At 62.0% G+C, this 21,785-nt stretch carries 18 protein-coding genes and 1 pseudogene; 10 read left to right on the forward strand and 9 right to left on the reverse strand.

Annotation, left to right across the window (positions count from 1 at the left end; all coding sequences use genetic code 11):
- Positions 1-289 precede the first annotated feature (289 nt).
- Both NFH66_RS03360 and NFH66_RS03365 read left to right on the forward strand, forming a co-directional pair.
- Positions 290-3,526 carry a type I restriction endonuclease subunit R gene (locus tag NFH66_RS03360; RefSeq protein ID WP_349608377.1) on the forward strand — a complete coding sequence of 1,079 codons (3,237 nt, stop codon included), beginning with the start codon at positions 290-292 and terminating at the stop codon, positions 3,524-3,526.
- 308 nt (positions 3,527-3,834) lie between these two features.
- Complete coding sequence (locus NFH66_RS03365; RefSeq protein ID WP_349608379.1) at positions 3,835-4,161, forward strand: hypothetical protein; 327 nt, start codon at positions 3,835-3,837, stop codon at positions 4,159-4,161.
- A gap of 287 nt (positions 4,162-4,448) precedes the next feature.
- On the opposite strand, the gene NFH66_RS03370 is transcribed toward NFH66_RS03365, so the two are convergent.
- The gene (locus NFH66_RS03370; protein ID WP_349608381.1) at positions 4,449-5,810 is read right to left on the reverse strand and encodes an IS1380 family transposase; all 1,362 of its coding nucleotides are present in this window, start codon (positions 5,808-5,810) and stop codon (positions 4,449-4,451) included.
- 158 nt (positions 5,811-5,968) lie between these two features.
- On the opposite strand from NFH66_RS03370, the gene NFH66_RS03375 reads away from it, so the two are divergent.
- Together NFH66_RS03375 and NFH66_RS03380 are read left to right on the forward strand one after the other, a co-directional pair.
- Positions 5,969-6,595, forward strand: coding sequence for a hypothetical protein (locus tag NFH66_RS03375; RefSeq protein ID WP_349608383.1), 627 nt, complete (start codon positions 5,969-5,971; stop codon positions 6,593-6,595).
- 60 nt (positions 6,596-6,655) lie between these two features.
- Positions 6,656-8,116 carry a hypothetical protein gene (locus NFH66_RS03380; protein ID WP_349608384.1) on the forward strand — a complete coding sequence of 487 codons (1,461 nt, stop codon included), beginning with the start codon at positions 6,656-6,658 and terminating at the stop codon, positions 8,114-8,116.
- A 241-nt stretch (positions 8,117-8,357) separates the two neighbouring features.
- Here the strand turns inward: NFH66_RS03380 and NFH66_RS03385 are convergent, their stop codons facing one another.
- Positions 8,358-9,713 (reverse strand): IS1182 family transposase, encoded by a 1,356-nt coding sequence (locus tag NFH66_RS03385; RefSeq protein WP_349608386.1) that lies wholly within the window; start codon positions 9,711-9,713, stop codon positions 8,358-8,360.
- A gap of 1,004 nt (positions 9,714-10,717) precedes the next feature.
- Here NFH66_RS03385 and NFH66_RS03390 point away from each other — a divergent pair.
- Together NFH66_RS03390 and NFH66_RS03395 are read left to right on the forward strand one after the other, a co-directional pair.
- A complete protein-coding gene (locus tag NFH66_RS03390; RefSeq protein WP_349608388.1) occupies positions 10,718-10,888 on the forward strand; it encodes a hypothetical protein in 171 nt (56 codons plus the stop codon).
- A gap of 141 nt (positions 10,889-11,029) precedes the next feature.
- Complete coding sequence (locus NFH66_RS03395) at positions 11,030-11,482, forward strand: META domain-containing protein (protein ID WP_349608390.1); 453 nt, start codon at positions 11,030-11,032, stop codon at positions 11,480-11,482.
- A 345-nt stretch (positions 11,483-11,827) separates the two neighbouring features.
- Here the strand turns inward: NFH66_RS03395 and NFH66_RS17710 are convergent, their stop codons facing one another.
- Positions 11,828-12,142 carry a GreA/GreB family elongation factor gene (locus tag NFH66_RS17710; protein ID WP_502878661.1) on the reverse strand — a complete coding sequence of 105 codons (315 nt, stop codon included), beginning with the start codon at positions 12,140-12,142 and terminating at the stop codon, positions 11,828-11,830.
- 318 nt (positions 12,143-12,460) lie between these two features.
- Positions 12,461-13,267: a ribonuclease H family protein gene (locus NFH66_RS03400; RefSeq protein ID WP_349608392.1), complete on the reverse strand. Its 807-nt coding sequence runs from the start codon at positions 13,265-13,267 to the stop codon at positions 12,461-12,463.
- 193 nt (positions 13,268-13,460) lie between these two features.
- On the opposite strand from NFH66_RS03400, the gene NFH66_RS03405 reads away from it, so the two are divergent.
- The gene (locus NFH66_RS03405; protein ID WP_349608394.1) at positions 13,461-14,633 is read left to right on the forward strand and encodes an ATP-binding protein; all 1,173 of its coding nucleotides are present in this window, start codon (positions 13,461-13,463) and stop codon (positions 14,631-14,633) included.
- Between the two features lie 36 nt (positions 14,634-14,669).
- Here the strand turns inward: NFH66_RS03405 and chrA are convergent.
- From chrA to NFH66_RS03420, 3 genes and pseudogenes are all read right to left on the reverse strand, one after another.
- Positions 14,670-15,871 (reverse strand): annotated as a pseudogene (gene chrA, locus NFH66_RS03410) (chromate efflux transporter).
- 94 nt (positions 15,872-15,965) lie between these two features.
- Positions 15,966-16,289, reverse strand: coding sequence for an AzlD family protein (locus tag NFH66_RS03415; RefSeq protein ID WP_349608396.1), 324 nt, complete (start codon positions 16,287-16,289; stop codon positions 15,966-15,968).
- Positions 16,286-16,993, reverse strand: a complete 708-nt coding sequence (locus tag NFH66_RS03420; RefSeq protein ID WP_349608398.1) for an AzlC family ABC transporter permease — start codon at positions 16,991-16,993, stop codon at positions 16,286-16,288. The genes NFH66_RS03415 and NFH66_RS03420 overlap by 4 nt, the downstream gene beginning before the upstream one ends.
- Before the next feature lie 386 nt (positions 16,994-17,379).
- Between NFH66_RS03420 and NFH66_RS03425 the strand changes: the two genes are divergently transcribed.
- A complete protein-coding gene (locus NFH66_RS03425; RefSeq protein WP_349608400.1) occupies positions 17,380-18,420 on the forward strand; it encodes an Ldh family oxidoreductase in 1,041 nt (346 codons plus the stop codon).
- A gap of 27 nt (positions 18,421-18,447) precedes the next feature.
- On the opposite strand, the gene NFH66_RS03430 is transcribed toward NFH66_RS03425, so the two are convergent.
- A complete protein-coding gene (locus NFH66_RS03430) occupies positions 18,448-18,678 on the reverse strand; it encodes a hypothetical protein (protein WP_349608402.1) in 231 nt (76 codons plus the stop codon).
- Positions 18,679-19,016: 338 nt separating this feature from the next.
- On the reverse strand, positions 19,017-19,949 hold the full coding sequence (locus NFH66_RS03435; protein WP_349608404.1) for a LysR family transcriptional regulator: 933 nt from the start codon (positions 19,947-19,949) through the stop codon (positions 19,017-19,019).
- A 156-nt stretch (positions 19,950-20,105) separates the two neighbouring features.
- Here NFH66_RS03435 and NFH66_RS03440 point away from each other — a divergent pair, with 156 nt between their 5' ends.
- Both NFH66_RS03440 and NFH66_RS03445 read left to right on the forward strand, forming a co-directional pair.
- A complete protein-coding gene (locus NFH66_RS03440) occupies positions 20,106-20,318 on the forward strand; it encodes a hypothetical protein (RefSeq protein ID WP_349608406.1) in 213 nt (70 codons plus the stop codon).
- Positions 20,311-21,771, forward strand: coding sequence for a sodium:solute symporter family protein (locus tag NFH66_RS03445; protein WP_349608408.1), 1,461 nt, complete (start codon positions 20,311-20,313; stop codon positions 21,769-21,771). Before NFH66_RS03440 ends, NFH66_RS03445 begins: the two co-directional genes overlap by 8 nt.
- Positions 21,772-21,785 lie beyond the last annotated feature (14 nt).

Genomic DNA, 21,785 nt, shown 5'->3' on the forward strand with positions numbered 1-21,785 from the left:
TCGAGCGATACATGCGGCTATTCCGGACATGAACCTTATCGCTCGGCTTGCGTGTAAGGCACAGGGGCCTGAATTGACGCAGGCTTTCCCTTGTGTAAAGTAAGTGCCTGCAGCCTTACACATGTGCCTCCATGTGTAAGGCTGCCGTCAGTATCGACCTGACAATCGATGTCCGTTGACAACACCTCCCACGCCTGCCATGGATGCGCATCTTGGGAGGTTACTTTTTGTGTGCCCAACGCCAACGGCGTAGGCTAAGGGAAATAAAGCCTGATTCTCAGGGGATAACATGGCGGACAGCAGGGAAGCCCGCTTCCAGCAGGATATCATCGAGGCCATGACGGCCCACGGCTGGAAGACCGGCTCGGCCAGCGGCTATGACCGCACCGCGGCGCTCTACACCGAAGATCTGCTTGGCTATGTGCGGGAAGCCTGGCCCGAACGCTGGGAGAAGTTCTGCAAGGCTAACCCCCAGGCCCCGGAGCAGGTGTTCGTGCAGAAAGTGGTCCGCGAGCTGGACAGGGCCGGCACCCTGGAGGTGCTGCGCCACGGCTTCAAGGTGCCGGGGGTGAAGTTCGACCTGTGCAGCTTCCAGCCCGACCACGGCATGAACCCGGATTCGCTGGCCCGCTACCGCGCCAACCGGCTGCGGGTGGTGCCGGAGGTCTCCTATTCGCCCCACGCCCGGGAAGGGCAATACAACCCTCGCCTCGACCTGGTGCTGTTCGTCAACGGCATCCCCACCGCGACGCTCGAACTCAAGAGCCAGTTCAAGCAGACGGTGGAGAACGCCAAGCGCCAGTATCGCCAGGACCGGCCGATCAAGGACCCCGTCACCCGCAAGCCCGAGCCGCTGCTGACCTTCAAGCGCGGCGCCCTGGTCCATTTCGCGGTCAGCCAGGCCGAGGTGGCGATGACCACCAAGCTGGCGGGCAAGGACACCTTCTTCCTGCCCTTCAACCGCGGGACGGAGGAGGGCGGCGCCGGTAACCCGCCCGCGAAGGACGAGCAGAGCTACGCCACCGCCTACCTCTGGGAGGAGGTGTTTGCCCCGGACGCCTGGCTGAAGGTGCTCGGCCGCTTCCTGCACCTGGAGAAGAAGACCAGCGAGAACTTCCACGGCCGCCGCACCACCAAGGAGACGTTGATCTTCCCCCGCTATCACCAGTGGGAAGTGGTCAACCGCCTGGTGCAGGCCACCCTCGCCGAGGGGCCGGGGCGCCGCTACCTGGTGCAGCACAGCGCCGGCTCCGGCAAGTCCAACTCCATCGCCTGGTGTGCCCATCAGCTGGCCAACCTCTACGCTGAGGATGGCACCAAGCTGTTCAACTCGGTGATCGTGGTCACCGACCGCACAGTGCTCGACAGCCAGCTCCAGGACACCATCTATCAGTTCGAGCACGCCCACGGCGTGGTGCGGCCGATCACCCGCGATGTTGGCAACCAGAGCAAGTCTGAGCAGCTCGCCGAGGCACTCGCCAGCAACACCCGCATCATCATCGTCACCATCCAGACCTTCCCGGCGCTGTTCGACGCCCTGGACAGGCGCCCCCAGCTTGCCGAAGGCAACTACGCGGTGATCGCCGACGAGGCGCACTCCTCGCAGACCGGCAGCTCGGCCAGCAAGCTCAAGGCGCTGCTGGCGGCCGCAGGCGAAACCGTAGAGAGCGATAGTGGGAGCGAGGGCGGCGGCGAGCTGGAAAACCGCGAGGGCATCGGCGAGCTGGAAATAAGCGCCGAGGCGATGCTGGATGCCGCCGTGGCCTCGCGCCGCCCCAGCGAGCGCATCAGCTACTACGCCTTCACCGCCACGCCCAAGGCCAAGACCCTGGAGCTGTTCGGTCGCCCGCCGGATCCCGAGCTGCCGGCCAGTGGCGACAACCTGCCCGAGCCGTTCCATCTCTACTCCATGCGCCAGGCCATCGAGGAGGGCTTTATCCTCGATGTGCTCACCAACTACGTCACCTACACTACCGCCTGGAAGCTCGCCCATCCCGAGGGGGAAGACCAGGAAGTCGATTCCAAGAAGGCCTCGCGCACCCTGGCCAAGTGGGTGCGGCTGCACCCCTACAACATCGCCCAGCGGGTCGAGGTGATCGTCGAGCACTACCGCGACAACGTCCGCCACCTGCTCGATGGCCAGGCCAAGGCGATGGTGGTCACCGCCAGCCGCCAGGAGGCGGTACGCTACCAGTTGGCCATGCGCGACTACATCGCCGAGCAGGGCTACGGCGACGTTCACCCCATGGTCGCCTTCTCCGGCAGCGTGCCGCCCGACGAGGTGATCCCCGAGGAGGTCACCGAGACCAGTCAGCTGCTCAACCCCGGGCTCAAGGGGCGCGACCTGGCCGAGGCGTTCGACACCGACGACTTCAACGTGATGATCGCCGCCAACAAGTTCCAGACCGGCTTCGACCAGCCCAAGCTTTGCGCCATGTACGTCGACAAGAAGCTCCAGGGCGTGGATTGCGTGCAGACCCTCTCGCGGCTCAACCGGCTGTTCCCGGGCAAGCAGACCTTCATCCTCGACTTCTATAACGACGAGCAGGAGATCCTCGACGCCTTCGCGCCCTACTACCGCAAGGCCGAGCTGGCCGACGTCTCCGACCCCAACGTGGTCTACGACCTGCAGCGCACCCTGGACGCCAGCGGCATTTATCACTGGCCCGAGGTCGAGGGCTTCGCCAAGGCCTTCTTCGATCCCAAGGCCCCGGCCTCCAGCCTCAGCTACTACTGCCGGCCCGCCCAGGACCGCTTCAAGCAGCGCTACCAGCTGGCCCTGGAACAGCTCCAGGTCTGGAAGGAGGCTCGCCAGGTCGCCGAACAGAATGGCGACGACAAGGGCCTGAAGCGCGCCGAGCAGCAGCTCAAGGAAGCCGGCACCACCCGCGATGAGCTCGACCTGTTCCGCAAGAACCTGCAGAGCTTCGTGCGTACCTACGAATTCCTCAGCCAGATCGTCACCTTCGACGACGCCGAGCTGGAACAGCTCTGCGTCTATGCCCGCCATCTCCACCCGCTGCTGAGCACCGACCGGCTGTTGGAGGAGGAGAGCATCGACGTCAGCGAGTTGGAGCTGACCCACTACCGCCTCACCAAGCGCGAGGAGAAGCGTTTGCGCCTGGAAGAGGCTGAGGGCGACTACGGCCTCACCCCGGTCAGCGAGGTGGGCTCGGGCAAGCCCCACGACCCCGAGAAGCAACGCCTGGCCGAGATCATTGACCGGCTCAACGACCTCTATGGCGCCGAAGTCAGCGACGACGACAAGCTGCACTTCGCCAATGGCATCGCCGACCGCATCGAGCGCGACGAGGCGGTGATGGCCCAGGTTCGCAATCACAGCGAAGATCAGGTGATGCACGGCCTCTTCCCGAAGAAGGTCACCGACGCCGTACTCGACGCCCTCAGCGACCACGAGAAGCTCAGCATGCCGCTGCTGGAGAATGAGGGTACGGGGAGGCAGTTTGCGCTGTTGATCCTGAGGTTATTGGCGGGGAGGACGAGTCGTGATTTGCGCGCAGAATAGTAATCTACGGAAGGGATCTATTATGACTGCTAACGACCCAAAGCGGCTATGGGGGCAAAGGCAGCAGGCACATTCATTGGGGATATGCAGCATGCACGATGATTGGTGCTATACTGCCGAGCTATACTTAATATATAGGAATTTCAATAGGATGAGAGGGGGCGGGCGCGTAGCATAATATTGTTGAACGCGCGTGCGCGTTCAAGTGGAATATCAAGCATGCTACATAATACAACTGTTATGCGTCAATGCGACACATCTTGTCGTCTTGCTAGTGTAGCCTGAGAAAAAGGCCAGAAGGAAGCGATATGTCGAATTTTGATCAGAGTTTTGAAAGCACTCGCTTAGCTATGCTTGCTCAACAGCATCCAGAGATTGTGAAGGTAAAAGGCAAAATCGTTTTCAACGCTGAAGAGGATGAAGACCGCCTGAGCGGTACATCTTGGAAGCTTGAGGAAGATATATTCGATAAAATCACCGAATCGGATTTTAAGCTTCATATTATTGAGCTTCTTGATAACTTCATTCAATATCGAGGGCAGCACAACGAGCTCCCTAAAAAGGAAGGCGTTATCCACTTTGGTGATGGCAATCTTGATATTGAGTGGTTACCTAACGGCTCAATAAAACTGTAAGTGCTAACTTGATTAAATTAACTATATAAAATAATGGATAGGTAACGATTTGGGTATTACCTGAATCCGTGAAGCCGGCGCCGACACTTCCCCTATCACCGTTAGCGAGCATTTTTTTACCTCCGGCCCCGTCTCAACCGCCGAACGCATGCCGCTGATAGTCGACCATGGTGGCGTCGGCCGGCGCCGACGGCCCGTCTTGACATGCATTTCTACCCGCCGGGCATGGTGAGGCTGGCTGCCGGTGACGGTCAGCCCTTTATCAGGTGGCATTATCCGACAGGCGATCAGCATGGCGTGCCTCGCGGATAGCGCATCCGCCTTCGCAGGGTGTTCAATACCGTCATACGCCCGATGTCTTGCCCAAAGTCGAGGACGATCTGGCGTGCCTTGTGGATCACGAACGCTGCACGATGCACCAGCTCTTGTAGCACGGTGCGGATCCGGCGCCGCTTGGCGGGATGGCGCACCGGGCTCAGCTCGCCGGTCATGCCCAGCTGCCCCATCAGCCGCAGGATGTTGTAGGCCAGCTGGGCGAGGTGCAGGATCAGATCGTTGGTGGCGAACTTGCCCGACGGCAGCCGCTCCAGGTCGAGATCGGTCTTGATCTCACTGTGGAATTGCTCGTGGGTGGCATGCGCCTGGTAGCGTTTGATCACCGCCTCCGGCGCCTCGTCCAGGCTGGTCCACCAGCCTTCCAACTCATAGTCCGGTTCGAGCAGCAACTGGCCATCGCGATCGGCGGTGCGCTCTACCAGGCGCATCACGCGTTGGACGACGTATTCGGTCTTGTTGTCGTCGTGGATCGAGACGGTCTGCGTCCACAGCGCCTGGCGCTTGCCAGGACGCAGCTCTTCCCAGTAGTCCGCCGCCACAGCCAACCAGGTATCCTGATCGGCCGTGGCCGAGCCGCGCGGGTTCCATTTGACGACATAGTCGAGCCGGCGCCCCTCGTCGGCAAAGACCTGGCGCTGCTGTTCGAGAAGCGCCAGGTGCGCCTGGCTGTCGAAGCCGCTGTCCTCGCGTAACAGGATCGGTTGCTCGGTCAGGCCTTGGGCGCGAGGCAGTACCCGCTCCAGGAAGGCGTTGCTCTCCTTCATGGTGTGCTGCTTGCCAGGACGCAGTTCCAGACCCAGGCACCACCCTTCGTTGCCCAGATAGGCGGCGATCGGGGTGTAGCCATCGACCTTCTGGTAAGTCCGCGAGACGCCTTCCTTCTTCGAGTTGCTGTTGTCCATGACGAAGGTGTCGATGTCCAGGCAGACGTGCGTCGTCTCGGCGGTGATCGGTGCCTCGACCAGTGACAGCAGGGTCGTGGACCAGGTGGCGGTGCGCGCCTGCAGGTCGTTGGCGGCAAGTTTCTCCAGCCGCTGTCGCAGCGTCGCCGTGCTCGGCACCTTTTGCAGGGTCAGCAGCTGTTGGAAGGGCTTGTCGCGGCGGAAGTTTTCGATGGCGTCATAGTCGCTCATGCCCAGACACAGCAGGCCCAGGTAGCTTTTGACCACATCGCTGGTGCGCATGCCCAGCGTGGTGGGGAAGCGCCCGTCGATGCTATCGACGCCAGCGATCTCGAAGCACTGCCCGATGATGGACAGCCCGGCGTGGCTGGTGAGGGTGCGGCGACTGGCACGGAACTTGACGTTGGGCATGGCACTATCTGGGTGAATGGCGATATTCGCTATATTGCCATGCAGGTCAGTGGGTTAGAAGCATTCCAGGGGCCGGTCTCACGGATTCAGGTATTATTGAGAGTTATTGCGACACTAGTTTCGATGATCACCTGGTTGATATCGAAGGAATTAATAGATTGCCTTGGGTTGGGGTAAATTATAAAGATAAAAAACTAAAAACATTAGTTCTTGGTGAAAGTGTTTATGATTGGAATCCAAAGGATCCATCTAGTGCTGAGAGAATAGCTGACTCAAACAATCTAAGAAAGCTCCATAAAGCACATGCTTTTGATTTCAAGAGGAATTCAAAGTTTGTAAGAAATATAGAAAGGGCGATATACTCAAAGAAGAAGCCAACAAATGAGGAAAAGGCGGATTTTTGGAATTCTGTGGTTTATCACAACCTTGTAGGCAGAGTTATTAAAACGAAAAAGCATAGGCCATCGTATGATGATTATTATTTTGGATGGAAGGTTTTCGATAAATTAACATCGGTTTTTGATGTTGACCAAGTCATTGTTTATGGTTTGGAAGGTGTAAAGATTAAGGCGTTTAATAGTTATTTTAAGGATGTTGGTATTACTCCTGTGCAGTCAAGTAGTTTAGAAAAAGTTGGGCGATCCAGGCCTAAGAAATTTATTCTTGAGAAAGATGGAAAAAATATAGATATTCTTTTTATTCGTCATCCAAGCGCCTATTTTGGCTGGAAAAAGTGGTCGGCCGTCATTCAGTCAGAACTAGCTATTCCGGGTCAAGTTGCATAACAAGTGCAGGCACGGCGACGCCCATTACATTGCGCCTTCGGCTCCCTTCCATGGGCGCGCATGCTGCAAGCGTTAGATTTTTTTGTTGCCACTAAGGAGGTTGTTTTGACAAAAGAGATAAAAGTGCTTTCAAAAGACGAGGTGGCAACTGGCGTCGATCAGTTTACTTCGGGTTTAACTCAGTATCTGGGGGAGCTTGGCCTGCCGAATGATCAGGTCCTAGTCCCTGTGCAAGAGCGGCAAAGGGTAATTTCTAACGTGCCCGATGTGATTGAACTTATTGATGATAACAGGAAAATTACCTCAATTTATTTATCAAAGTTCATCGCCGCATGCGGAGCCGGTCTATTTGATGCCGCGCTCAATTTCATTTGGGATGAAACCGTTGTAAACCTTCGCAATAAGGTAGCTCGTTTTGATCTTGAATATTTTTACGATAGTGTGGTAACTGACACGAAACGTAGGTCGAAGCTAAAAGACGAAAATGATCTTCAAAAAATAGAAGAATGGGAGCTGATCCGAGGGTGCCACCTCACAGGGATACTTTCTGATATCGGGTACAAGCATTTAGATTACATAAGGGATATGCGCAACTGGGCCAGCGCAGCTCACCCGAATCAGAATGACCTCACAGGCTTTCAGTTAATATCGTGGTTAGAAACCTGCATAAGAGAAGTAATTGCAAAAGAACCCGAAGGGCCGGTCATTGAGGTTAAAAGGTTTCTCAATAATATCAGGAACACCGCGCTCACTGAGCAGGATGCCCAGTATATTAGAGCAGGGGTTGAGTACTTGCCGCCGGAACTCGCCACCTCTGTGCTGAGAACTCTTTTCGGCATGTACACAACTAAAGATGCCGCTGTTCAGGTTAAGAGCAACATTAAATTGGTGGCCGGCTCGGCATGGCATGTTGCTCCTGAAGAGGTGAAGTATGAGTGTGGGTTTAAATATGCAACTTTTGCATCAAATGGAGAAGTAGAGCGGAAAGAGGCGGCAAGCGAGTTTTTGTCTGTCGTAGGAGGGCTACCGTTTCTCCCAAAGGATACGTTAGCACTAGAAATGGCTGATAAGATCGACAGCCTTTTTGCCGCACACACAGGATTCAATAATTTCCATAACGAGCCTGCACATGCTCGCGCCCTCAATGCTTATGTTTCCTCAGCCGGGACGATACCAGATGCTGTCCGTAAGTCTTATGTCAAGACGTTGGTAATGGCTAGGATAGGAAATGGGCATGGCACCTCAGATATGGCCGTACCATATTATGATCAGCTAATAGATAAGTTTGGCGAATCTGAACTGCGAGAGGTCGTACATCTCTTGGCAGATCGAGAGTTCGCTTCTCGAGTCGGCTTGAGAGCTTGTATTTCAAATTTTCGAACGCTGGTGGGTAAATTAGCACCGAGAACTACTAATCAAGTGACGCAGCAAGCGTTTGCGCAGATTCAGGGTGCGACCGATTCCCAGATTCCAAACTTGGGGAAAGATAGCTCATATAAACGGCTGCTCGGGATAAAGTGAATCTAACCAATGCGTCAACGGGACCGGTTTTCCGCTGGCGCTCCAAACCGGCCCGTTACGCCAGCGTTCGGCGGCTATTTCCTAGCAGTCTGTCGGATTATGGGTGTCGCTCACAGTAACGACACCCACTTCTCTCCATTTTCGTATTGGCGCCGGCCATGTCAGCAACCTGGCGTCGTTCGGCGATCCTGGAGTGGCCTGAGCGCTTGTGACGCCGCCCTATCAGGCTAAGGGACGGCCCTCAGCCTGCTGCCAAGCGATGCATCCGCTTGATATTCCATGCCAGGGTGGCCAGTCGCCACTCACCGCTGACCTTATCCAGACCGCGTAGCGAGAACTGCCGGAATCCCATCACGTGTTTGATGATCCCGAAGACCGGCTCCACCGTGTGCTTGCGCAGCGCATAGAGCGCTCGGCCCGCCTGCGTCTTCAAGCGGTACGCCATGTGCTCGACAGGGTCCTCGCTCTCCGGTGCGGGCGGGTCCGCGGCGAAACGTTCGAAGACCGGAAGGTGATGGACATCACGCCTCATCGCCAATAGCGGTTCGATACCATGGTCATGGCAGGCCTGGATATTGGCGGCACTGAAGTAGCCGGTATCACCCAGCAGGTGGTCAGGCTTGCCCAGCGTCTCCGGGTAACCTTGCCAGGCCGTCAGTAACGGCATGACTTGCTGCTTGTCGTTGGTCGCCTGAGTGACGTGGACATGGGTCACCAGCAGACTCTCGGTATCGACGGCGGCCTGGGCGTTGTAGCACTGATCAAACCCCTGGCCGGTGACCGGCATGATGCGAGACTGCGGGTCGGTGAAGTTGATCTGGTCCTTGTCACGCGGGCCGCCAGTCGGCGGTTCGGGATCACGCCCACGAGGTTTCTTGCCGGCCTTGCGCTGCGCGTCTCGCCGCGCCACCTTTTCCTGGTAGGCGGCTTGCTCGGTGGCGTCTCGCTCCTCGGCACGCGCCTCGATCTTGGCCTTCGCCTCGGCGATGGCCGCCAGGCGTGCTTCACGGCGGGCAATCTCGGCGGGGATATCCATGCCATCGGCCGCGTCCTCCTTGTCCGCCGACTCGGCCCGCTGCGTCAGCGCTTTCACCTCAGCCCTGAACTGCGCCTCCAGCTTCTTGGCGTGGCCATACGATAGCGCCTTGTGCTTGCTGGCGTTGGCCTTGAGCTTGGTGCCGTCCAGGGCGATGGTGCCGAGCTTGAGCAGCTTCATCTCGCGTGCCAGCAACAGCACCTGCACGAACAACTGCTCCAGTTCCGGCAGAAAGCGGCGGCGAAAGGTGGCCAGCGTGTCATGGTCGGGATGGGTATTGGCGGCCAGGTAACGGAATGCCACCGAGTCATAGGTGGCGCGCTCGATCTTGCGGCTGGAGACCACCCCGGTGGCGTAGCCGTAGACCAGCAGGCTCAGCAGCACCGCCGGGTGATGCGCCTTGTGCCCACGGCCGGCGTAGCGCCGCGTCAATGCCGAGAGATCCAGTTGCTCGACGACATCCACCACGAACCGCGCCAAGTGATCATCGGGCAGCCACTCATCCACCGAAGGCGGCAGGAGATAGTCGGTCTGGCGGTCAACGGGGATGAAGCGACTCATGGCGACGTTCCAATAGTGGCGGCATACTGAGAGTATCTCACGGCATTATCGAAAACCCGACAGACTGCTAGAAGAGTTTATCCATGCAAATCGAAACGAGACGCTTCGCCGGATTCGAGTTCTGGAGCGTTGGAAGCTTGGAGATCCAGCGGAACACCGATGGCTCCTTGGCCGAGTACTCACACACGCTCCCGGAGGGTGTTCGTCCGAACCGGTACTCCGCCGGACCCTTCTGCCGGTTCGGACTACCCGGTGCCCCGAATGCAGCCGGTGTGTACGCAATCACCATTGGGGATGAGCTTCAATACATCGGCGAAGCGGTCGATCTTGCGCAGCGGTTCGGGCCATCGGGGTACGGGAAGATTCACCCGCGTAACTGTCATCACGATGGGCAGAGCACAAATTGCAAGCTGAATTCCCGGGTCTTGGAAGCAGCAAAGCGGGGTAGTGCAGCGCGCGTTTGGTTTCATCCGACTGATGATCGGTTGGTCATGGAGTCGCGCCTGATCGGCGTGCTGCTGCCCCCATGGAATGGACGTGGCGTCTCGACGCGTGACCCATCCGAGCAACGCGACCAGCCTCGCGTCGCTCGAGGTTCCGGGCCAGGTCGGCGGCCGGGAGTGGCGGAGCAGTTTCGTAATGCGCTTTCTGCGCTACTCGCAGATGCGGAAAGGAGTGGTGCGCCCTCCGTTCAAGTTCAAGCAGGCCAATTGCACCGGCTCGTTGGCGGTTACCCAGGACCGCATCATCGGATGCCGGTTTGCTGCTCCGCTATGCGGTCCCTTATGGTACCCGGTGACCGGTTCATTCAGCAGCCACCGAAAGGCAACGGCGCGAGCTTAACCATAGAGTATCGCCTCCCACGTCTCCCGGCTCTGAAGTGACCCCCTCCAGAGCTGCACAGGTTATATGCATCGCTCAGCTGGTCGATGAGGGTAGGCTGGTTTCAGAAGGGGGTGGGCAACCCTGTTCATGGCAGGGGCCACCGTCGCGCAACCGACTGGATGCAAGGCTTTCCACCACCGGAGGAGCGTATCATCCGCTTCACCGACGACGACTACTTCGCCGGCGACAAGCTCAAGTGGACGGTCTGCAGCGGCGTACACGGCCAGACCATCTGGATCGACCCTGCCGCGGAGATGGTCATCGTGCGCCTGCCCCCAGTGTCAGGATGAGTGTCGTGCCCTCTGATACCCTGTTCTTATAAACTGATCAGGGGGCGATAGGAGACCTTCAGGTAGATACCGCCTCTCCGCTGGAACCTTATGCCGTGGGCTGGTCTAACAAGGCTTCTTTATGGCAATGGAGTGACCACGATGAAACAGAAGTATTCGCTTGCGGCGCTGCTGGTCGGCACACTGGCCCTGGCGGGCTGCGCCGGGCGTGATGCGATCTCCGCTGGTGCCACCGTCAACGAGCCCCTGGAGAATACCTACTGGAAGGTGATGACGGTGGATGAGCGCAAGGCGGTGGCCATTGAGGGAGCGCGCGAGGCGCATCTGGTGCTGCATGCCGAGGATGCTCGCCTGGCAGGCTCCACTGGCTGCAACCGCATGATGGGCGAATACGAGCGTGACGGCGATCGGCTACGCTTCGGCCGGGTGGCCACCACCATGATGGCCTGTCCCGGGGAAGTGATGGGGCTTGAGCGCGAATTTCTCGATGCTCTCGGCGACGTCGCCAGCTGGCGGGTCGAGGGTGAAACCCTGACTCTCGTTGACGCTGAGGGGGAGGCGCGTATCCGCTTCGAGGCGGTACATCTTTACTGAGCGGAGGCGGTTGTCGAGCCGTCGGCCGCTGGCGATGCCGCTCGACCAGGTCTCGATGGTGGAGGCCTCCGTCTTCCGGTAGCGTCTGGCCGGTAAGGAGAAAGAAAGATGGCCGCCAGGGGCGGCCATCTTGATGGACGATTGACGAGGATTAACTATCGCCTTCACGCCCCTTTTTCTGCTTCTTCTCCTTGCGCTTTTCCTTGAGCGTTTTCTGGGGAGTCTTCTTGGCCTTTTCCTTGTTCATACGATCACTCCTCCTGATCAGAATCCGGAAAAATGCCGCCTTTTCCGGCAAGCTTTCAAGGCTGGGCTAGCCAGCATGTGCGGCAATTGAAGTGCGTATCAGCGGTGTACGTCGAGGACGCGGAGCTTCCGCTCCATGCCGAGAATCCGGACGCCCACCACCTCCTGCTCGGCAGATGAGAGCAGGGCGGAACCCAGTGGGGAGAGGATGGAGATCAACCCCGCCGAAGGGTTGGCTTCACTAGGGTTGGTGAGGGTGATGACTTGGCGCTTTCCCGAGGAGAGGTCCAGGTATCGGATCGTGCAGTTGATAGCCGCTCTCGTCAGGCCGCTTCCGGCCGCTAGACTCTCTATGCGATTGATGACGCATGCGTAGTCGGTGGGTCGCCCGCGAAAGAAGAAAGGGTGGCGCATTCCTTTGGTGAATAGGTAGTCAAGGTACCCTGATTTTTTCAGGATAAAACGTCTGCGAGCCAATTGGATGCCTCACAATAAATAATAGCGGTGCTGGGGGAATTGCCTGCTTTTATGGGCAGGATTACATGACCATACCCGAGAAAAAATAAAAAGCAAATCGGCGGCATAAAGAGTCTATACGCCGAATGAATTGATCGGAGAATGAGGCGGGCGAAGGAGCTGGACGAAGGAGCTGGACGCCGCGCCGCCGTGCTACACGACGGCGGCGTCAGCCCCAGTCGGCCGGGGTGATGCACGACCTGCAATCGCGCTACATCAGCCCCTTCTCAGCTGCAGGATATCCGCGACGGTGTAGTCGCCTGGGTAGCGAACGAAATCGCGCTCCTTCCGGTCGGCGCCATACATCGCCATGCGGTCGGCCAGTTCGTTGCCCTCCACCCCGGCATGGCCCTTGACGTGGGCGATGGTCACCTTCGACTTCAGGCTCTCGTAGAGCGCGTGGGTGCGCTGGATGATCTCGGGGTTCTTGATCGGCTGGCCATCGGCCTTCTTCCAGCCGCGCCGCTTCCAGCCACCGGCCCACTTGGTGATGGCATTGATGGTGTAGGTGGAGTCGCAGTGGATGCGCACGCTGGCGCCCCGGGCGATCTCCTCCTGGGCGACACGGAGGGCCTGCTGCATGGCGTTCAACTCTGCCGTGTTGTTGGTGCCCGCGGGGTTGTAGAGGCCGTACCAGAGTTCCGCGAGCTCGCCGTCGCGATAGATCGCCATGCCTGAGCCGGCATCGCCGGGGTTGGGCTCACAGGCGCCGTCGCAGTAGATCTCCGTGTCGTAGGTGTTGGCGGCGGCGGAGGTGCCCGGTGAGGCGGGCGGCTGGCGCCGTGCAGGTCGCTTCGCAGGCGTCACGCTCCTTCCGTTCGAGGGCTTGCCTTGCTTGGCGGGAGCGTTTCCGCGCGGGCCTGTCGAGAAGGCCGCTTCGGCCTCTTCCCGTGAGGGGAAGGACTTGAAGCGTGCCTTGGGGTAGCCCTTCACCTGGCGGCTGCACTCCTCCCAGGAGGTGAAGATACCGGTGTGCCGGCCGACCCATACGACATAGAACTTGGGGCCCTGTCTCGCTGCCATGGGCTGCTCCTTGCTGATGATGTGGTGGTGATGACTGTCCATGACCTGGAAGCGGAGGTGCGTGCCCGTCCGTGACGTGTCGGTCGCCTCGACGTCGGAAAGTAGCCCCAGGACAGAGGGTTGGCTGTGCATCCAGTCTATTATAATTGGAACTATAATTATCCAGCCGTAGCTTTAAATGGGTGTAAACACCATGGGGTTGCAGAAGTTTTTCTATCATCGCCAGGCCTTGGCCGAGTCGATCGCCCAGGGGCTGACCGGGGAAGGGCTGGTCGACTATAGCTCGGGGCTCTTCCTGGCGGCACCGCGACGCACGGGCAAGAGCACCTTCCTCAAGCAGGATCTGATACCGCTCTGCGCACAGCGAGGCTGGGAGACGGTGTATGTGGATCTGTGGGCCAATCGCCGGGAGGATCCCGGGCAGCTGATCGAGCGCATCGTCATGCGCTCGCTGAAGCGCCATGAGCCTCAGCTGAAGCGGTTGCTGAAAGCCGCGGGTGTGCACCGTATCTCGCTGGAACACATGCTGCATTGGGACCTTGATCGAGAGAGCCTGCCAGAGGGGGCATCCCTGGCGGAGGCGCTCGAGGCACTGCAGGCAGCCTCCGGGCGCATGGTGGTGATGATCGTGGATGAGGCCCAGCATGCCTTGAACACCGATGCCGGCATCAACGCGATGTTCGCGCTGAAAGCGGCCCGGGATGCCCTCAACCTGGGGGGCGACTCGCCGGGGTTGCGCCTTATCCTCACCGGCTCGAGTCGGGACAAGCTGGCGATGCTGGTATTGAGTCGTGACCAGCCGTTCTTCGGCTCCAGTGTGACGCCATTCCCGCTGCTCGGGGAGGACTTTATCGAGGCCTACACCGCGGACCTCAACACCAAGCTGGCGCCCGGCAACACTTTTGCCGCGGAGGAGGTGTACCAGGCGTTCCAGAGGGTCGGCCATCGTCCCGAGCTGCTGGGGGAGGTGGTGAGGCGGGTGGCGTTGGAGCTGGGCCAGGCACCCGATCTGGGGAAGCTGCTGGCGCAGGGGGCGGTGGATGTACAGAACGGGCTCTGGGCGGAATACGAGTCGGCTTATGTGGTGTTGTCGCCGCTGCAGCGTGCCATCCTGCGCGTCATGGCCGAGGCCGGGGCGGCAGGGGAGCGGTTGGCGATGTTTTCCGACACCACGGTAGCGCGTATCAATGCCGCGGAGCACGCCGAAGGCGGGAAGGGCAAGGTACGCCCCCAGTCGATCCAGGCGGGGCTCGATGCACTGCGCGACAAGTCGCTTGTCTGGCGCTCCGGCCGTGGCGCCTACGCCCTGGAAGACAGCGGGCTCGGGGAGTGGCTGCTGGAGACCGGGAAGACGCGAGCGGAGTAATCGGAATGTCCCTCGATTCTCGGTCGGGGTGTCGCGTCACATCGAGATCAGCACCCCGCCGCCTGCCAGCAGGATGACCACCGCCCAGGCGGGCAGCCTCCATACGCCGAGCAGCAGGCAGCCGGTGAGCGCCAGGGCGAACTCCTGGGGGCCGAGGATGGCGCTGGTCCATACCGGCTGGTAGAGGGCCGCGCCCAGGATGCCCACCACGGCGGCGTTGGCTCCGTGCATCAGCGCCTTGGCGCTGTCCCAGCGCTGGAAGCGGTTCCAGTAGGGCAGCACCGCCACCAGCAGCAGCATGCCGGGCAGGAAGACCATCGCCAGCGCCAGGGCGGCGACCGCCACGCCACCGCCCAGCGGCACCATCACCGAACCCAGGTAGGCGGCAAAGGTGAACAGCGGTCCGGGGATCGCCTGGGCGGCGCCGTAGCCGGCAAGGAAGTCGTCGGCGCTTACCCAGCCGGACTGCACCACCTCGGCCTCCAGCAGCGGCAGCACCACGTGGCCGCCGCCGAACACCAGGGCGCCGGCGCGGTAGAAGGCGTCCATCACCGCCAGCGTCGTGGAGGGCGTGGCCCAGGCGAGCAGCGGCAGGCCTACCAGCAGCGCAACGCAGGTGAGCCCTGCTAGGTGGCCGGCGCGGCGGGAGACGGGCAGTGTCAGGGGGGGGGCGTCTCGGCCTCGGCGTGAGTGCGGCAGAGCAGTATGCCGGCCAGGGCGCCGCCGACGATGGCGGCCACCTGTCCCAGCGGGCCGCCGATCAGCACCACGCTGAACACTGCGGCGAGCGCGATGCCGGCGCGGCGCCGGTCGGGGCAGAGGGTGCGCGCCATGCCCCACACCGCATGGGCGACGATGGCCACGGCGGTGACCTTGAGGCCATGGATCAGGCCCTGGCCGATGGGTCCCTCGAACATGGCGGCCCCCATGGCGAAGAGCACCAGCAGGAGCGCCGAGGGGAGGGTGAAGGCGGCCCATGCCGCGAGTGCTCCCCAGGGGCCGCCGCGCATCAGTCCCAGGGCGAAGCCCACCTGGCTGCTGGCGGGGCCGGGCAGGAACTGGCACAGCGCCACCAGGTCGGCGTAGGCGCGCTCGGTCAACCAGCGTCGCCGCTCCACGAACTCACTGCGGAAGTAGCCGAGATGGGCGATGGGGCCGCCGAAGGAGGTCAGGCCCAGCAGCAGGAAGGCGCGGAAGACCTCGCGGGCCTGGCCCCGGGGGGCGGAGGTGTCGGACATGGCGGCGCTCCTGAAGCCGGCGTGCAAGGCTGCCACCCTGCGGGAGGGGGATGACGTTAGCGTGACAGGGGGCCCGTGCCCAGGGTGCCGTGGGCTAGCCCACGGCGGGCAGTAGTTGCCGGCACAGCGCCGCCACCAGGATGCCGCCGGCGATGGCCGGCAGCGGCTTCTTCAGTATCAGCATGATCACGCCGGTGGTGAGCAGCGCCAGGCGGGCGCCGGTGTCGCCGGTCATCGCCATGGGCGCGAGCAGCGCCACCAGTACCGAGCCGGACATGGCGTGGATGAACTGCCGCACCCGGTAGCCGACGGGCACGAAAGACATCACGAAGATACCGCCCCAGCGGGTTGCCAGGGTCACCAGCGCCATGGCGAGGATGATGGCGAACGCGCCCATGCCGCCCGTCTCGAGGCTCATTCGCGCTTCTCCCACGCCAGCCCCGCCAGGCCGCCGGCGATGGCGCCCACTACCACGTGGCTATTCTCCGGCAGATGGTAGAAGGCCAGCAGTGAGGCGCCGGCGGCCACCGCCCAGATCAGCAGCATGCGCAGGTTCTTTTCGCCGCCCACCACCATGGCGAGCAGGAAGCAGCCCATGACCATGTCGAGTCCCAGGCTGGCGGGGTCGCTCACCGCGCCGCCGATGTTCAGGCCCAGCCAGGTGCCCAGTACCCAGAAGCCCCACAGCGCGATGCCGCCACCCAGCAGCAGCCCAAGCCCCGGCCGGCCGCGGCTGAAGTCCTGCATGGCCATGGCCCAGTTGGCATCGGAGACGAACAGCATGATGGCGTAGCGCCGGGCCGGCGGGAGCGGCTCAAGCCAGGGGTAGAGGGTGGCACCCATCAGCAGGTGGCGGGCGTTGATGGCGAACACCGTCACCAGCATAGTGAAGAAGGGGACCTGCGGCCCCCACAGCTCCAGGGCGGCGAACTGCGAGGCGCCGGCGAATACCAGGGCGCTCATCAGCACGATGGCGCCGTCGCCGAGCCCGGCCTGAATCGCCGCCAGGCCGAAGGCCACCCCGAACACGATGACGAATAGCGAGAGCGGCAGCAGTGCCTTGAATCCTTCCCACACCAGCGCCCGGTCCAGGCGGTGGGGGATCGCTTCCTTGCGTGTCATGGGGTCTCCGCTGGTGGGGGTGTCGTCGGGTCGGGGTGTGAATTTTTGATCTTAACAGATGGAGCCGCCGAAGGAGGCCAGCCCCACCGGCAGAGAGTCTTGGAAGAACTCTCGGAGGCGGGGGTGGGCCGTGGTTTCGTTCATTCTGGCTCCTTGCCGAAGCGAGAAGATGCGTGTCACTCTGTGGGCGCTGCTGCCCATCGTGGCGCGCTCGCCACCGTGCTGAGCACCATCCTTCGCGGCATCACCCCCCCCCCAATGTCTCGGCGATGGTCCTGCTGATCGTGCTGGCCCTCGTGCTCGCTTTCCCCACGCTGGCGACCTGGCTGCCCGAGCAGCTCAGTGGCCCCTCCTGGCGGTAAGCGTCGAACCTTCAAGGAGCTTCCATGAACAAGGCTACCAATTCACAGTCCCCGGTCATGCTGCGCCTCGAGCGTGAGGCGCTGCTGGCGCTCTGTCGGCGGGTGCTTACCCACCATGGATTCAGCGCCGAGCAGGCCGAGACCCTGGGCGTGACTCTGGTGGCTGCCCAGCTCGACGCCAGCCACTCCCACGGCCTCTATCGGTTGCTGGGCATCATCGACACCGTCCGCCAGGGGGGAGCGGTGCCCGATGCCGAGCCCGAGGTGGAAGACGTGGCCCCGGGGGTCGTGCGTGTCGACGCCGGCGGAGGCTTCTCGCCCTGCGCCTTCGAGCGCGGCATGCCGCGGTTGGTGGAGAAGGCGCGCAGCAACGGTATCGCCCTGATGGCGATCAACCGTTGTGTGCACGCCACCGCGCTGTGGGTCGAGCTGGAGCGGCTGACCGCCGAGGGGCTGGTGGCGATCGCCTGTAATCCCACCCAGGCCTATGTGGCGCCGTACGGTGGCAAGGAGCCGCTGCTGGGTACCAATCCCGTCGCCTTCGGCTGGCCGCGTCCCGGCGCAGAGCCGTTCATCTTTGACTTTGCCACCAGCGCCATCGCTCGCGGAGACATCGAGCTCCATCGGCGCGAGGGCAAGGCGATCCCCGAGGACTGGGGGATCGATCGCCACGGCGAGGCCTGCAACGACCCCGCGGAGGTGCTCGAGCACGGCGCCATGTCGCCTTTCGGCGAGCACAAGGGCTCGGCGTTGGCACTCATGGTCGAACTGATCGCCGGACCGCTGATCGGTGATCTGCTGAGTATCGAGTCCAGCGAGCATGACGCCGGCCGTCAAGGCTTGCCTTACCACGGCGAACTGATCATTGCCCTGGATCCGGTGCGGATTTCGGGTGCCGGCTCGGCGGCGCACATGGCGCGGGCCGAGCGTCTTTTCGAAGCCGTCCTGGGACAGGGCGCGCGCCTACCCTCCCAGCGCCGCTACCGGGAGCGGGCCGCAAGTCTTGCCCAGGGCGCGGAGTTGCCGGCCGCACTGGTCGAGGAGATCGAGGCGCTGCTGGACTGAGCGCCGCAATCTCCCACCGACGCGTCGTCACTCCACCTTCGGGTGCAACGGCTTTGGCAGGTTCTCGTCGCTGCCTCGCAGCCCAAAGGTGGCGCGGGGCGGGACAGGGTGCGAGCCTACGGCGCGCCGCCTGCGGTTGGTGAGGATGGCGTCGTCGCGAAGCTCCGGGCGCACGATGTCGTCCTGGCTCAGGTCGAGCGCGGCGAGTGTGGTGGAAGCCTGGCGTTGGCCGTGGGCGGCCTGGGCAAGATGGGTCATGTCGGTCTCCTGTTCCCCTATGGGCTGTGAAAAGCGTGGTTCGGCAAGCGCCGACCCAGGGGAGTGGAGCCGTGCGCCGCTTTAGCTGCATTTCTATCCCGCCCGCAAGTTGGTGCTTAAATCGGCGGTGGCCCGAAGGCCAGATACACGAAACCCGCTTTGCGAATGCTAAAGCGGGCTCTTGGCGTCGCTTTAGCTGGATTTGTAGAGCGCCCGCAAGCTGGGATTCAAATCGGCGCTTAGTTCGCATTCACAGTACGCTGCTGTGTGGGGGGTGTCAATCGCCGCGTCGGCACCCGACACCTCGACCCCCGCCCCGGGTTGCCGGAGGGCCGGCGTCAGCTGTTGTCGCAAGCGGGATCATCTGTTTGAGATCCGAACACCGGGGTGAAGCCCGCCGCCAGCGCCACCAGGTTGCGCAGCACCGGCGAGTCGTTGCCGCTGCGCCAGGCCAGCCACAGGGGCATGCCACTTTGTGTCAGTTCTTCCATCTCCAGGAAACGGATGCCGGGCATGGGGTGGCTGGCACTGGCGGCGGGCACGATGGCGATGCCCAGGCCTGCCGCCACCATGCTGAGGATGGCGATGTTGTCGGCGCCGAACTGCACCACCCGGGGGTGAAAGTCGAGGCGCTGAAAGTGTGCCATCACGCGGTCGTAGTAGACCGGCGAGACACTGCGGAAGCCCCAGATGAAGTCGGCCTGCGCTAGCTCCTTGAGGCGCCGTGGCGGTGAGCTTGCCCAGTGAGAGTCGGTGGGCACCGCCAGCATCAGGTAGTCGTCCTGCAGGCGGTAGGTTTCCAGGCCCTGCTGCTCGGCGCTGTCGAGATACAGGATGCCGGCGTCTAGGGTGCCCTCGCGTAGCCGGTCGAGCTGTGGCCCCGAGAGCAGCGGGAAGACCTCGAAGCCGACCTCTGGATAGCGGTCGCGATAACAGCGCAACAGCGAGGCCACCTCCGGTACCCATAGGTGGGTCACCGTGACCCCCAGGCCGAGCTTGCCGGTCAGGCCGCTACCCAGCGCAGTGAGGCGCGTCTTGATCCGAATGCGGCGATCGAGCAGCACCACGGCCTCTTCATACAGCGCCTTGCCGGCCACCGTCAGCCGCACACCGCGGGCATGGCGCTCCAGCAGGCCGACCTCCAGGTCCTCCTCCAATAGTCGTATCTGGCGGGTCAGCGCGGGCTGGGCCACGTGCACCCGGCGACTGGCGGCGGAGATGGAGCCGGTCTCGGCGACGGCGACGAAGTAGCTGAGCTGGCGGAATTCCATGGGTGTCGGGCCTGGAAAGGATTCAGTCCGAGACTCTACCCATACCGGTTTGGTATGTCAGCCATTCAAAAGCTATATTTTTTCTATCGGCGGCCGCGCTCCATAGTGGGGATACAACCCATAACAAGTCTCGCCCCGTGTGAGCCGGAACGACCCATGACCAAGACCTACCACTTGCTGACCGGGCTGCACTTCGCCTTGTGCACCCTGGCCATGATCTGGCCCGGCGCCCTGATCGCCAACCGTATCGAGCCCATGGTGCTGGGCCTGCCCTTCCTGTTCTTCTGGTACACCCTGTGGATGCTGCTGCTGTTCGTCGGCATGTGGGTGGCCTTCTCGATCCGTCACGGAGGTAGCCGCGATGAGTGATACCGCAATCGTCATCGGCATCACTCTGGCCTATCTGCTGGTGGTGCTGGCCGTGGGCCTGCGCGCCAGGGGGCAGGCGAGCTCCAGCCTCGAGGGCTACGTCGCCGGCGGGCGCCACGTGGGTGTAATCATCCTGTTCTTCATCCTCGGCGCCGAGATCTTCTCCGCCTTCGCTTTCCTCGGCACCCCGGGCTGGGCCTACCAGCGCGGCGCGCCGGCCTTCTACATCCTGGCCTACCTGTCGCTGGTGCCGATCACCATCTGGGCGCTGGGGCCGCGGGTGGCCAAGCTGGGCCGCGAGCGCGGCTACCTCACCCAGGGCGACATGATCGCCGACCACTACCGCAGCAAGCCGCTGGGGATGCTGGCTGGGGTGATCGGTGTGGTGGCGCTGGTGCCCTACCTGACCATCCAGATCGCCGGTGCCGGCCTGCTGTTCCAGGCCGCCACCGATGGGGCGGTGCCGTTCTGGTTGGGCGGTCTGCTGGCCTTCCTGGTCGTGGCGGCCTATGTCTTCGCCAGTGGGCTGAGCGGCATCGGCTGGACCAACCTGGTGCAGGGCGTGATGATGATCGTCATCGCCTGGTTCCTGGGCCTGGCCATCCCCGAGCGCCTCTATGGCGGAGTGGGGGAGATGTTCACCCAGCTCCAGCAGCAGGCGCCAGAGTACCTGACCATGCCCGGTGCCACCGGCATGGGCTGGGGTTACTTCAGCACCGCGGTGCTGGTCAGTGCCTTCGGCGGCGCCATGTGGCCGCACCTGTTCATGAAGTTCTACTCCGCCGACAGCGGCAAGACCCTGCGCAAGGTGAGTGTCTTCTATCCCCTCTACGCCTACCTGCTGGTGCCGCTGCTGTTCATCGGCTTTGCCGGCATCCTGGCCTTCGCCGACGCGCCCCTGGAGCGTTCCGACACCGTGCTGCTGCAGATGGTGATGAACGTGGCCAACTTCTCGCCCTGGGTGATCGGCCTGATGCTCTCCGGCGCCCTGGCGGCGGCGATGTCCACCGGCGCCAACCTGGCCCACACCGCCGCCGTGGTGCTGGTGCGCGACGTGATGGGCCCCACCGTGATGAAGAATGCCAGCGAGAAGGCGGCGGTGAATGCGACCCGCTGGAGCGTGCTGGGGTTGTCGCTGCTGGCCTACCTGATCGCACTGCTCAACCCCGGCTCGCTGGTCATGATCCTGCTGACTGCATACGGTTTGATCGTGCAGCTGTTCCCGATGGTGGTCGGGGCGCTCTTCATGCCTCAGCTACGGCGTGCCAGCGTGATGGCCGGCGCCCTGGCCGGCAGCCTCGCCTACCTGTTGATGGACTTCGTATGGAGCTCGCCGTTTGGCTGGCACGCCGGAGTCTGGGCGATCCTGTTGAATATTCTGGTAGTGGCGGCCTGGCAGTGCATCGGGCGCCCTGACAGCGATGCATCAAAAACCAGCCCGGCCAGTCGCTAAGCGGCAAGGAGACT

This window comes from Halomonas sp. H10-9-1, from assembly GCF_040147005.1.
GTDB lineage: Bacteria > Pseudomonadota > Gammaproteobacteria > Pseudomonadales > Halomonadaceae > Halomonas.

Bases quoted from the DNA above. Each gene is read 5' to 3' on its own strand.
- NFH66_RS03360 (WP_349608377.1), top strand. From the start codon at position 290: ATGGCGGACAGCAGGGAAGCCCGCTTCCAGCAGGATATCATCGAGGCC.
- NFH66_RS03365 (WP_349608379.1), top strand. From the start codon at position 3,835: ATGTCGAATTTTGATCAGAGTTTTGAAAGCACTCGCTTAGCTATGCTT.
- NFH66_RS03370 (WP_349608381.1), bottom strand. From the start codon at position 5,810: ATGCCCAACGTCAAGTTCCGTGCCAGTCGCCGCACCCTCACCAGCCAC.
- NFH66_RS03380 (WP_349608384.1), top strand. From the start codon at position 6,656: ATGCTGCAAGCGTTAGATTTTTTTGTTGCCACTAAGGAGGTTGTTTTG.
- NFH66_RS03385 (WP_349608386.1), bottom strand. From the start codon at position 9,713: ATGAGTCGCTTCATCCCCGTTGACCGCCAGACCGACTATCTCCTGCCG.
- NFH66_RS03390 (WP_349608388.1), top strand. From the start codon at position 10,718: ATGCAAGGCTTTCCACCACCGGAGGAGCGTATCATCCGCTTCACCGAC.
- NFH66_RS03395 (WP_349608390.1), top strand. From the start codon at position 11,030: ATGAAACAGAAGTATTCGCTTGCGGCGCTGCTGGTCGGCACACTGGCC.
- NFH66_RS17710 (WP_502878661.1), bottom strand. From the start codon at position 12,142: ATGCGCCACCCTTTCTTCTTTCGCGGGCGACCCACCGACTACGCATGC.
- NFH66_RS03400 (WP_349608392.1), bottom strand. From the start codon at position 13,267: ATGGCAGCGAGACAGGGCCCCAAGTTCTATGTCGTATGGGTCGGCCGG.
- NFH66_RS03405 (WP_349608394.1), top strand. From the start codon at position 13,461: ATGGGGTTGCAGAAGTTTTTCTATCATCGCCAGGCCTTGGCCGAGTCG.
- NFH66_RS03415 (WP_349608396.1), bottom strand. From the start codon at position 16,289: ATGAGCCTCGAGACGGGCGGCATGGGCGCGTTCGCCATCATCCTCGCC.
- NFH66_RS03420 (WP_349608398.1), bottom strand. From the start codon at position 16,993: ATGACACGCAAGGAAGCGATCCCCCACCGCCTGGACCGGGCGCTGGTG.
- NFH66_RS03425 (WP_349608400.1), top strand. From the start codon at position 17,380: ATGAACAAGGCTACCAATTCACAGTCCCCGGTCATGCTGCGCCTCGAG.
- NFH66_RS03430 (WP_349608402.1), bottom strand. From the start codon at position 18,678: ATGACCCATCTTGCCCAGGCCGCCCACGGCCAACGCCAGGCTTCCACC.
- NFH66_RS03435 (WP_349608404.1), bottom strand. From the start codon at position 19,949: ATGGAATTCCGCCAGCTCAGCTACTTCGTCGCCGTCGCCGAGACCGGC.
- NFH66_RS03440 (WP_349608406.1), top strand. From the start codon at position 20,106: ATGACCAAGACCTACCACTTGCTGACCGGGCTGCACTTCGCCTTGTGC.
- NFH66_RS03445 (WP_349608408.1), top strand. From the start codon at position 20,311: ATGAGTGATACCGCAATCGTCATCGGCATCACTCTGGCCTATCTGCTG.